Origin of the sequence: uncultured Azohydromonas sp. (assembly GCF_937926365.1) — a bacterium.
Lineage (GTDB): Bacteria > Pseudomonadota > Gammaproteobacteria > Burkholderiales > Burkholderiaceae_C > Azohydromonas.
Window position 1 is genome coordinate 1 of sequence record NZ_CALAOH010000107.1, and the last position, 11,295, is coordinate 11,295.

Sequence of the window (11,295 nt, forward strand, 5' to 3'; positions counted from 1 at the left end):
ACCCCGCCGGCACCCGGCGGCTCGGCCAGGCCGGTGGAGCCCGCAGGCTCCTGCAGGCCGTCGCCGGGAGGCTCGCTCAGCCCCCCCTCCTGCGCCGGCGGCTCCTGCAGGCCGCCATCGGCGGGCGGCTCGGCCAGGCCGCCGCTGCTCTCCTCGGCCGGCGCGCCGGCGCCGATCTCCTGCAGCCCCGACACCTCCTCCACCGCCAGGGGCCGCGTCACGCTTTCGTAGCTCAGCAGCATCGCCACGGCGAACGCCAGCGCCGGCAGGAACACCACCACGCTCTGGCGCGCCAGGTAGCCCAGGGGCACGCCGTGGTTGCGCTGCCCCTTCACGGCGGCCAGCAGTCCCGGCACCGCGTGCTGCCGCGGCGCCGCGCCCGCCTGCACCAGCGGCGCGGGCAGCGCCACCGCGCGCTCCTCGGCGCTGAGCGGCGGCGCCATCGCGGGCCTGAGCTTGGCCACCAGGATGGTGTAGAGCACGTACAGCCCGGCGAGCATCAGCCCGGGGAAGAAGGCGCCGGCGTAGAGCTGCACCACCGACACGCCCGCCGTGGCGCCGTAGACGATCAGCAGCACCGAGGGCGGGATCAGGATGCCCAGGCAACCACCGGCGGTGATGGCGCCGGCGGACAACGACACCGAGTAGCCCGCGCGCAGCATCGCCGGCAGCGCCAGCAGCCCCATGAGCGTGACCACCGCGCCCACGATGCCGGTGGCGGTGGCGAACAGCGTGCACGTCACCAGCGTGGCCACCGCCAGCGAGCCCGGCAGCCGCGCCAGCGACAGGTGCAGGCTCTTGAACAGCTTCTCGATCAGGTTCGCGCGCTCGACCAGGTAGCCCATGAACACGAACAGCGGGATCGAGATGAGCACGTCGTTGGCCATCACCTTGTAGGCCGACTGCACCATCAGGTCCAGCGTGCGCGCCGTGTCGCGCTCGTAGGCCAGCCAGGTGAAGACCATGCCCATGCCCATGAGCGTGAAGGCGGTGGGAAAGCCCAGCATGATCGCCACCACCACCAGCGACAGCATCAGCAGCCCGATGTGGCCGTTGGTGATGCGCTCCGCGCCCAGCAGCATGGCCGCGGCCCCGGCGATGATGATCGCCATCAGGCTGAAGCCGAACCACAGCTCCTTGCGCATCTTCATCACGCGCCCTCCTGGCGTTGCGCCGGCGGCAGCGGCCGGTCGAGCGCGTCGATGTCCACATCCTTCACGTGGACCATCTCCTTGAGCTTGTCCACGTCCACTTCCTCCACGTCCTCGTCGCGCGAGGGCCACTGGCCCTGGCGCAGGCAGATGACGCAGCGCACGATCTCCACCAGCCCCTGCAGCAGCAGGATCGCCCCGGACAGCGGGATGATGAACTTGAAGGGGTACAGCGGCAGCGCGTCGGCCGAGAAGGTCTGCTCGCGGATGGCCAGCGACTCCTGCGCGAACTGCCAGCCGGCCCAGGTCAGCGCCACGATGCCGGGCAGGAAGAAGACCGCGTACAGCACCAGGTCGATGGCCGCCTGCGTGCGCGGCTTGAAGAAGCCGTAGAGCACGTCGCCGCGCACGTGGCCGTTCTTGGACAGCGTGTAGGCCCCGGCGGTCATGAACAGCGTGCCGTAGAGCATGATCTGCGCGTCCAGCACCCAGGCATGGGGCTTGTTGAGCACGTAACGGCTGAACACTTCCCAGCTGATGAGCAGCGTGAGGCCCACGGCCGTCCACGCGAACGTCTTGCCGATGAAGGTGGAAAAGCGGTCCACCGCCAGCAGCGCCTTCTGCATGCGAACTCCCAACGCGCGCGATGCGTGCGAAATAGCGGACAAGGAAAAGGCGCCCCCGGGGCGCCCTGTCCTGGAAACTTCCTCAGCCGATTCAGCCCTTCTTGGTCTGCTGGCCGGCGCCGCGGCCGAAGTAGTGGTTGTAGGCCATCTTGTAGTCCACGGTGTAGTCGTTCTGCCACTGGCCCGCGCGCTGCGCGAAGGCGCGCTGCGAGTCGAGCACGCGCTTGAACATCGGGTTCTCGGCGGCCTTCTTGTCGATCACCTTGTCCCAGGCGGCGAGCTGCGCGCGCAGGATGGGGTCGGGCGTCTTGTAGAACTTCACGCCGGCCTTCTTGAGCTCCTCGTAGTCGCGCGAATTGCGCTCGACGGCCTTCCAGCTCATGTCGGCACTGGCGGCCTGCACCGCGTAGTCGATGATGGCCTTGAGCTCCGCGGGCAGTGCCTTGTACTTGGCCCCGTTGAACAGGATCTCGAACTGCTCGCCGCTCTGGTGGAAGCTCTGCAGCATGCAGTTCTTGGCCACGTCGGGGAAGCCCAGCACGCGGTCGGAGGAGGCGTTGTTGAACTCCGCCGCGTCGATGAGCCCGCGGTCCAGCGCTGGCACGATCTCGCCGCCGGGCAGCGGGTTGACGGCCGTGCCCATCTCCGTGAACACGTCCACCGCCAGGCCCACGGTGCGGAACTTCAGGCCCTTCATGTCCTCGAGCTTGCCCACGGGCTTCTTGAACCAGCCCAGCGGTTGCGTGGGCATCGGGCCGTACAGGAACGACACCACGTCCAGGTTCAGGCCCTTGTAGATCTCGTCCACCAGCGCCTTGCCGCCGCCGTAGTAGTGCCAGGCCAGCACCATGTTCGGGTCCATGCCGAAGGCCGGGCCCGAGCCCCACAGCGCCAGCGCGGAGTTCTTGCCGTACCAGTAGGCGACCACGCCGTGGCCGCCGTCGAGCGTGCCCTTGCCCACGGCGTCGAGCATCTGGAACGCCGGCACCACCGAGCCCGCGGGCAGCACCTCGATCTTGAGCCGCCCGCCGGCCATGTCGTTGACCTTCTTGGCGAAGTCCTGGGCGTACTCGTGGAAGATGTCCTTCGCCGGCCAGGTGCTCTGGAAGCGCAGCGTGGTGGTCTGTGCCCGCGACACCGCCGGTGCGGCCAGGGCTCCCGTTCCCACCGAGGTGGCAACGGCCTTCTTCAGAAAACCACGGCGCGGTGCCGGCTGCTTCGGTTGCTGGCTCATTTGGCTGTCTCCTCTGTGATGGAAATGCGCAAAGCGCTGACCAAGAAACGCTGCAGCACTATCAAAGTTGTCATACCACTGCTGCAACTGGTGCAAGCCCGAGTGTTAAAGATGGCAAACGGGGCTTGCCAAACGGCTTCAAATCGGCAAGGGCCGCGTCAATCCTCCGGCACCACGGCCGTGGCCTCGATCTCGACCTTGGCGCGGTCCTCGATCAGCGCCACCACCTGCACCGCCGTCATCGCGATGTCGTAGTGCCCGATGAGCTCGCGGAAGGCCTGGCCCACGGCGGGCAGCGCGGCCAGGTATTCGCGCTTGTCGGTGACGTACCAGGTCAAGCGCACGAGGTGCGCTGGCGCCGCGCCGCCGGCTTCCAGCACGGCCACGATGTTGCGCAGCGCCTGTACCGCCTGGGCCGCGAAGTCGTCGCTCGCGAAACGTTGCTGCGCGTCCCAGCCGACCATGCCGGCCACGTACAGCTGCCGTCCGCGTGCGGCCACGCCGTTGGCGTAGCCCCGCGGACGCGGCCAGCCGGGGGGAAGGATTGCGGGCATCTGCAGGGCTCCTGATTCCGTTGCTCACTGGTCAGTGAACGGGTCGTTTCACGACTTGGTTGAATTCGAGCTCAATCCGCCTTCAGCCTGAAGCGCTGCAGCTTGCCCGTGGCCGTGCGCGGCAGCGCGTCGAGGAAAGCGACGGCGCGCGGGTACTTGTAGGGCGCGATGGCGCGCTTCACGAAGTCCTGCAGCGCGCGCACCATCGCCGCGTCGCCCTGGTGGCCCGGACGCAGCACCACGAAGGCCTTGACCAGTTGCCCGCGCTCGGCATCGGGCACGCCCACCACGCCGCACTCGGCCACGGCCGGGTGCTGCAGCAGCGCCTCCTCCACCTCCGGCGCGGCGATGTTGTAGCCGGCGCTGACGATCATGTCGTCGGTGCGCGCGTGGAAGTGGAAGTAGCCGTCGGCATCCATCGAGTAGGCGTCGCCGGTGTAGTTCCAGCCCTGGCGCACGTAGCCGGCCTGGCGCTCGTCGGCGAGGTAGCGGCAGCCCGTGGGCCCTTTCACGCGCAGGCGGCCGACGCTGCCCGGTGGCAGCGGGCGGTCCTCGTCGTCCACCACCTCGGCCCGGTAGCCCGGCACCACGGTGCCGGTGGCGCCGGGCCGGGCATGTTCTTCGTCGGCGGAGATGAAGATGTGCAGCAGCTCGGTGGTGCCGATGCCGTCGATGATCTCCAGCCCGGTGGCCTCGCGCCACTGCGCGCGCGTGGACGCCGGCAACGCCTCGCCGGCCGAGACGCACTTGCGCAGCGCCGACCCGCGCAGCGCTGCGCCCTGCGCCACCATGGCGCGGTAGGAGGTGGGCGCGGTGAACAGCACCGTGGCCTTGAAGTCGCGGATGCCTTCGAGCAGCTGCGTCGGCGCGGCCTTCTCCAGCAGCACGGTGCTGGCGCCGATGGACAGTGGAAACAGCAGCAGCCCGCCCAGGCCGAAGGTGAAGGCCAGCGGCGGGCTGCCGATGAAAACGTCCTCCGGTTGCGCCCGCAACACGTGCGCCGGCCAGCAGCGGCACACCGCCAGCACGTCGCGATGGAAGTGCATGGTGGCCTTGGGCACGCCGGTGGTGCCGGAGGTGAAGGCCAGCAGGCAGGTGTCGTCGGCGGCGGTGTCCACGTTGGCGAAGCGCGCGGACTGTCCCTGCATCGCGTGCTCCAGCCCCTGCGGGCCATGGCCGTTGAAGTAGCAGCGATGGCGCAGCTGCGCACAGGCCTGCGCCGCGGCCTCCAGCTCCTGGGCCAGGGAGCGGTCGCACAACGCATGGCTGCACTGCGCGATGTCGAGCACGGCCTTGAGCTCCCTGGCGCGCAGCAGCGGCATGGTGGTCACCGCGATGCCCCCGGCCTTGATCACCGCGAACCAGCAGGCGGCGAGCATGGGGTTGTTGGGCGCGCGCAGCAGCACGCGGTTGCCCGGCACCAGCCCCAGCTCGCGCACCAGCACGTTCGCGATGCGGTTGGCCTGCTCTTGCAGGTCGCGGTAGGTCCAGATCAGCCCGGGGGCGCGGATGCACACGCGCTCGCCGCGACCCTCGGCCACGTGGCGGTCCAGCAGCTCCCAGGCGCAATTGAGTTGCGCCGGAAACTGCAGCTCCGGCAGCTCGAACAGGAACTCGGGCATGAGCGCGGGCGGCGGCAGGCGGTCGCGGGCGAAGGTGTCAACGTGGGCGCTGGGCATGGGGTGTCCTCCCGTCAGCTGTTGGGGGCCGGGTGGCCGTTTCCTCGCGCAGCAGCTCGCGCGCGATGATGAGTTGCTGCACCTCCGAGGCGCCTTCGTAGATGCGCAGCGCGCGGATCTCGCGGTAGAGCCGCTCCACCGTCACGCCGCTGGCCACGCCCTGGCCGCCCCAGAGCTGCACCGCCGCGTCGATGACCTGCTGCGCGCCCTCGGTGGCCGCGAGCTTGGCCATCGCCGCCTCGCGCGTGACGCCGCGGCCCTGGTCGCGCTGCCACGCGGCGCGGTAGGTCAGCAGCGCGGCGCCGTCGATGGTGGTGGCCATCCGCGCCAGCTTGGACTGCGTGAGCTGCAGGTCGGCCAGCACGCCGCCGAAGAGCTTGCGCACGGTCGCGCGGCGCAGCGCCTCCTCCAGCGCCCGGCGGGCGAAGCCCAGCGCCGCCGCGGCCACCGAGGTGCGGAACACGTCCAGCGTGCGCATCGCCAGCTTGAAGCCCTCGCCCGGCGCGCCCAGGCGCTGCGAGGCCGGCACGCGGCAGTTCTCGAAACGCAGCCGCGCCAGCGGGTGCGGCGCGATGACCTGGAGGCGCTCGGCCACGCGAAAGCCCGGCGTGTCGGCCTCGACGATGAAGGCCGAGATGCCGCGCGCCCCCGGCGCCTCGCCGCTGCGCGCGAACACCACGTAGAAGTCGGCGATGCCGCCGTTGGAAATCCAGGTCTTCTCGCCGTCGAGCACGTACTCATTGCCCTCGGCGCGCGCCGCGCAGCTCATGGCCGCCACGTCCGAGCCGGCCTCGGGCTCCGACAGCGCGAAGGCGGCGATGGCGCGGCCCGCCACGACTTCCGGCAGCCAGCGCGCCTTCTGCGCCTCGGTGCCCGCCAGCGTGATGGCGCCCGAGCCCAGGCCCTGCATCGCGAAGGCGAAGTCGGCCAGGCCGTGGTGGCGCGCCAGCGTCTCGCGCAGCAGGCACAGGGCGCGCGTGTCGATCACGTCACGCGCGCCGCCCCAGGCCCGCCCGCCCACGGCGTGGGCCAGCCAGCCGGCCTCGCCCAGCGCACGCACCAGGGCGCGGCATTGGCCGTCCACGTCGCCGTCATGGGCGCGCGGCAACCGCTGCGCGCACCAGGCGTCCAGCTCGCGCGCCAGGGTGCGGTGATGCGGCTCGAAGAAGGGCCAGTCCAGGTGCTGCGCGTGGTCCATGGCGTGCGTCCTTCAATCTCCCTTGAACACCGGCCGGGTGCGCCGGCTGAACGCCTCGTAGGCGCGCCTGAAGTCCTGCGTCGCCATGCAGATCGCCTGCGCCTGGGCCTCGACCTCGATCGCCTGCTCGATGCCCATGGACCACTCCTGGTGCAGCATGGTCTTGGTGATGCCGTTGGCGAAGGTGGGGCCGGCGGCCAGCTCGCGCGCCAGCGCCAGCGCCTGCTCCAGCAGCGCCTCGGGGGCCACCAGGCGGTTGAAGAAGCCCCAGCGCTCGGCCTCCTCGCCGCCCAGGCTGCGGCCGGTGTAGAGCAGCTCGCTGGCGCGGCCCTGGCCGATGATCCGCGGCAGCAGCGCGCAGGCGCCCATGTCGCAGCCCGCCAGGCCGACGCGGTTGAACAGGAAGGCCGTCTTCGAGCGCGCCGTGCCCAGCCGCAGGTCGCTGGCCATGGCGACGATGGCCCCGGCGCCGGCGCACACGCCGTCCACCGCGGCGATGAGCGGCTGCGGGCAGCCGCGCATGGCCTTCACCACGTCGCCGGTCATGCGCGTGAACAGCAGCAGCTCCGGCGCGGGCAGGTCCACCAGCGGGCCGATGATGTCGTGCACGTCGCCGCCGGAGCAGAAGTTGCCGCCCGCACCGGTGATCACCACCGCGTGCACGTCGGCGGCGTATTTCAGCTGCCCGAAGAGCTCGCGCAGCTCGGCATAGGACTCGAAGGTCAGCGGGTTCTTGCGCTCGGGGCGGTTGAGCGTGAGGGTGGCCACACCGTCCCGCACCTCCCACAGCACGTGCGTGGCCCGGTAGCCGGCCAGCGCCAGGCGGTTGCCGGCGGCCAGGGCGGGATGGATCTGCTTGCTCATCGGCGCTCCTTGCGCGTGGTGGCGCGGGTGGATGCGGTGTCGGCCGCGGGCACTTCCTGGCCGGCCAGGTGCAGCCGCAACCGGCCCAGCAGCTCGTAGAGGGTGTCGCGGTGCGCGGACTCGAAGCCGCGGAACATCTCGACCAGCCAGCCCTCGTGCTCCGCCGCCATGGCCAGGAACTGCTCGCGCCCCTGCGGCGTGAGCCGCACGATCAGCGAGCGCCGGTCCTGCGGGTCGGGCACGCGCTCGACGTAACCGTCGGCCACGAGTTGGTCGGTCACGCCGGTGACGTTGCCGCCGGTGACCATCAGGTAGCGCGACAGCGCGCTCATGCGCAGCCCCTCGGGGTGGCGCTCCAGCTGCGCCAGGTAGTCGAAGCGCGGCAAGGTGGTGCCGAAGCGCTGGCGCAGCCGCAGCCGGATCTCCTGCTCGATCTGCGTGCTGCACGACAGCAGCCGCAGCCACAGCCGCAGCGCGGCGTGGTCGTCCGGCGCGGCGCGCGCCTCGCGGCCGATGCCCTCCTCGCCCAGGGACTGCACCAGCTTGAAGTGGCGTGCCTTGCTCACATCACCTCCCCGCCGCTGACCGAAATGGCCTGCCCGTTGATGCTGCGCGCCGCCGGGGTGCACAGCCAGGCCACGGCGTCCGCCACTTCCTCGGCCTGCACCAGCCGGCCCTGCGGGTTGTGGCGCGTGAACTCGGCGCGCGCGGCCGCCGCGTCGCGCCCGGTGGTGGCGACCACGTTGGCGATGCCCTCGCGCAGCAGCTCGGTTTCCGTAAAGCCCGGACACACGGCGTTGACGGTGATGCCCTTGGCCGCCACCTCCAGCGCCAGCGCGCGTGTGAGGCCGATCACGCCGTGCTTGGCCGCGGCGTAGGCGGCGACGTAGGCATAGCCGCGCTGCCCCGCGGTGCTTGCGACGTTGACGATGCGGCCCCAGCCCGCCGCCAGCATCGCCGGCAGCGCGGCGCGGGCGCAGTGGAAGGTGCCGCTGAGGTTCACCGCCAGCATGCGCTGCCACAGGTCGTCGCCGGTGCGCGTGAAGGGCGCGCTGGCGGCCTGTCCGGCGTTGTTGACCAGGATGTCCACCGCCGCCGCACGCTCCTCCTGCAGCGTGCGCCAGGCTTGCGCCACCGCCGCGGCATCGGCCACGTCGCACACCAGCACGCGCGCATGCGCCGTGGCCGGCAGCGCCTCGGCCAGCACCTGCAGCGAGTCCCTGCCGCGGCCCAGCAGCGTCAGCGTCGCGCCGTCCACCGCCAGCCGGTGCGCGATGGCCGCGCCGATGCCCCGGCCCGCGCCCGTGACCAGCGCATGGCGCCCGGCCAGCGGCAGCGCCGCGCTCATGAACGCCCCGGCGCGGCCTGGGCCGCCGCCGCCTTCTCACGCGCAAGGTTGGATTCGAGCTGCCGCTTGGCCGCCAGGTACTGCCTGGGCCACGCCACCTCGGTGAAGCCGATCTTGGCCGCCTCCAGCAGCGTCCAGGCCGGGTTGGCCAGGTGCGGCCGCGCCACGGCGCACAGGTCGGCGCGGCCGGCGGCGATGATGGAATTCACGTGGTCCGCTTCGCTGATGGCGCCCACCGCGATGGTGGCGATGCCCGCCTCCTGCCGCACCCGGTCGGCAAAGGGCGTCTGGAACATGCGGCCGAAGATGACGTGCTCGTCCTTGCTCACCTGCCCCGAGGACACGTCGATCAGGTCCGCGCCCGCGGCCTTGAAGGCCTTGGCGATCGCCACCGCTTCCGCCGGCGTGTTGCCGCCCGGCACCCAGTCGTGCGCCGAGATGCGCACCGACATCGGCAGATGCCCGGGCCAGGCGGCGCGCACGGCGCGGAACACCTCCAGCGGATAGCGCAGCCGGTTCTGCAGCGTGCCGCCGTAGTCGTCCTCGCGCCGGTTGGTCAGCGGCGAGAGGAAGGAGGACAGCAAATAGCCGTGCGCGCAGTGCAGCTCCAGCCAGTCGAAGCCGGCCCGCGCGGCGCGGCGCGCGGCGGCCGTGAAGTCCTCGCGCACGCGGTCCATGTCCGCGCGCGTCATGGCGCGCGACCAGGCGCTCACGCCGGCGAGGTACTGCTGCGGCGAGGCGCTGACCAGGGGCCAGTTGGGCTCCGGACCGCCTTCGGGCAGCGGCAGGTCGATGCCGTCCCAGGCGCGGCGCGTGGAGCCCTTGGCGCCGGCGTGGCCCAGCTGCATGGCGATCTTGGCGTCGGTGTGGGCGTGCACCCACTCCACGATGCGCCGCCAGGCCTCGCCCTGCGTGTCGTTCCACAGCCCCGGGCAGCCGGGCGTGATGCGCGCGTCGGGGCTGGTGCAGGTCATCTCCGCGCACACCAGCGCGGCGCCGCCCATGGCCCGCGCGCCCAGGTGCACCAGGTGGTAGTCGCCCGGCACGCCGTCCACGCAGGAGTACTGCGCCATGGGCGAGACGATGACGCGGTTCTTCAGCTGCACCGAGCGCACGCTGAAGGGCGTGAACATGGGCGGCACGGCGGGAAGCTCGGGCGCGCGCTCTGCGCCGGCCCGCGCGGCGAACCAGCGCTCGTAGCCTTCGAGCCAGGCCTTGTCGCGCAGGCGCAGGTTCTCGTGGCTGATGCGCTGGCTGCGCGTGAGCAGCGAGTACATGAGCTGCTCGGGTTCGAGCTGGTCGCAGTAGCGCTCGCCGCAGACCTCGAACCACTCCATCGCGTTCCAGGCCGCGTTCTGCAGCCGCAGCACCTCGACGCGCCGCGCCTCCTGCCAGCGCTCCAGCGCCTCGGGGATGTGCGCCGGCGTGTCGCCCAGCAGCTGGAACTGGCGCGTGAGCTCGATCGCGTCCTCCAGCGCCAGCTTGGTGCCGGAGCCGATGGCGAAATGCGCCGTGTGCACCGCGTCGCCCATGAGCACCACGTGGCTGCCCTGCGGGTTGCGCAGCCACCAATGGGCGCAGCTCACGCGCTGGAAGTTCAGCCACGCCGAGCCGCGCAGGTGGCGCGCGTTGCTCATCAGCGGCTCGCCCTGCAGGTTCTGGGCAAAAAGTTGCTCGCAAAACGCGATGGACTGCGCCGTGTCCGCCCGGTCCAGCCCGTGCGCGCGCCACACGGCTTCGGGGCACTCGACGATGAAGGTCGAGGTGTCGCGGTCGAACTTGTAGATGTGGGCCTGGAACCAGCCGTGCTCGGTGCGCACGAAGTCGAAGGTGAAGGCGTCGTAGAGCTTCTTCGTGCCCAGCCAGATGTAGCGGTTGGGGCGGGTGACGATGTCGGGCTGGAACACCTGCGCGTGCCGCGCGCGGATGCGCGAGTTGATGCCGTCGCTGGCGACGATGAGGTCGGCATCGGCGAACTCGGCGTCGGACTCCACCTCGCGCTCGAACACCAGCCGCACACCCTCTTCTTCGCAGCGCGCCTGCAGGATGTTGAGCAAGCGCTTACGTCCGATGCCCACGAAGCCGTGGCCTCCGCAACGAATGCGCCGGCCCCTGAAGCGCAGCTCGATGTCGTCCCAGTGGTTGAAAGCTTCCTCGATGGCCGCGGCGCTGACGGCGTCCCAGCGGCGCATGTTCTCCATGGTGGCGTCGGAGAACACCACGCCCCAGCCGAAGGTGTCGTAAGGACGGTTGCGCTCGACGACGCTGACCTCGTGCGCGGCGTTGAGCCGCTTCATCAGCAGCCCGAAGTACAGGCCCGCGGGACCGCCGCCGATGCACACGATCTTCATGCGCCACGCCTCCGTTCAACGACGGTGACCCCGGGGGGCCGATCCGGGGAAATTTAGGTTTCAATACTTTAAGCGTCAACCAAGTGGAGACCCTTGCCCCGCTGGTGCCGGCGTGACGCGGGGCCACAATGACGCCCCCGCTTCAAACAGAAGCTCAACCACTTTGCATCTCATGAGGAAGCCCACTCCCCTCGCGCGCCGCATCGCCGCCGCGCTCGTGCCCGTGGCCCTGGCCGCCGCCTCGCTGGCCGCGCAGGCGCAGGAAGTCGTCAAGATCGGCTTCAGCAGCC

10 protein-coding genes are annotated in these 11,295 nt (G+C 71.0%); all 10 read right to left on the reverse strand.

The window, feature by feature from the left end:
- The coding region (locus tag Q0741_RS11120) for a TRAP transporter large permease subunit (RefSeq protein WP_298233267.1) at positions 1-1,151 on the reverse strand (1,151 nt) is incomplete at its 3' end.
- On the reverse strand, positions 1,151-1,777 hold the full coding sequence (locus Q0741_RS11125) for a TRAP transporter small permease subunit (protein WP_298233268.1): 627 nt from the start codon (positions 1,775-1,777) through the stop codon (positions 1,151-1,153). The genes Q0741_RS11125 and Q0741_RS11120, both read right to left, overlap by 1 nt.
- Before the next feature lie 91 nt (positions 1,778-1,868).
- Positions 1,869-3,011 (reverse strand): TRAP transporter substrate-binding protein, encoded by a 1,143-nt coding sequence (locus Q0741_RS11130; protein WP_298233269.1) that lies wholly within the window; start codon positions 3,009-3,011, stop codon positions 1,869-1,871.
- A 158-nt stretch (positions 3,012-3,169) separates the two neighbouring features.
- Positions 3,170-3,565, reverse strand: a complete 396-nt coding sequence (locus Q0741_RS11135) for a RidA family protein (protein ID WP_298233270.1) — start codon at positions 3,563-3,565, stop codon at positions 3,170-3,172.
- A gap of 71 nt (positions 3,566-3,636) precedes the next feature.
- The gene (locus tag Q0741_RS11140) at positions 3,637-5,244 is read right to left on the reverse strand and encodes an AMP-binding protein (RefSeq protein WP_298233271.1); all 1,608 of its coding nucleotides are present in this window, start codon (positions 5,242-5,244) and stop codon (positions 3,637-3,639) included.
- Positions 5,225-6,442 carry an acyl-CoA dehydrogenase family protein gene (locus Q0741_RS11145; RefSeq protein ID WP_298233272.1) on the reverse strand — a complete coding sequence of 406 codons (1,218 nt, stop codon included), beginning with the start codon at positions 6,440-6,442 and terminating at the stop codon, positions 5,225-5,227. Before Q0741_RS11145 ends, Q0741_RS11140 begins: the two co-directional genes overlap by 20 nt.
- A 12-nt stretch (positions 6,443-6,454) precedes the next feature.
- On the reverse strand, positions 6,455-7,306 hold the full coding sequence (locus Q0741_RS11150) for an enoyl-CoA hydratase family protein (RefSeq protein WP_298233273.1): 852 nt from the start codon (positions 7,304-7,306) through the stop codon (positions 6,455-6,457).
- Entirely contained in the window at positions 7,303-7,872 is a 570-nt protein-coding gene (locus Q0741_RS11155) for a MarR family winged helix-turn-helix transcriptional regulator (RefSeq protein ID WP_298233274.1), read from the reverse strand. The genes Q0741_RS11150 and Q0741_RS11155 overlap by 4 nt, the downstream gene beginning before the upstream one ends.
- Positions 7,869-8,654 carry an SDR family NAD(P)-dependent oxidoreductase gene (locus Q0741_RS11160; protein WP_298233275.1) on the reverse strand — a complete coding sequence of 262 codons (786 nt, stop codon included), beginning with the start codon at positions 8,652-8,654 and terminating at the stop codon, positions 7,869-7,871. The genes Q0741_RS11155 and Q0741_RS11160 overlap by 4 nt, the downstream gene beginning before the upstream one ends.
- Positions 8,651-11,005 (reverse strand): bifunctional salicylyl-CoA 5-hydroxylase/oxidoreductase, encoded by a 2,355-nt coding sequence (locus tag Q0741_RS11165; protein WP_298233276.1) that lies wholly within the window; start codon positions 11,003-11,005, stop codon positions 8,651-8,653. Before Q0741_RS11165 ends, Q0741_RS11160 begins: the two co-directional genes overlap by 4 nt.
- Between the last annotated feature and the right edge of the window lie 290 nt (positions 11,006-11,295).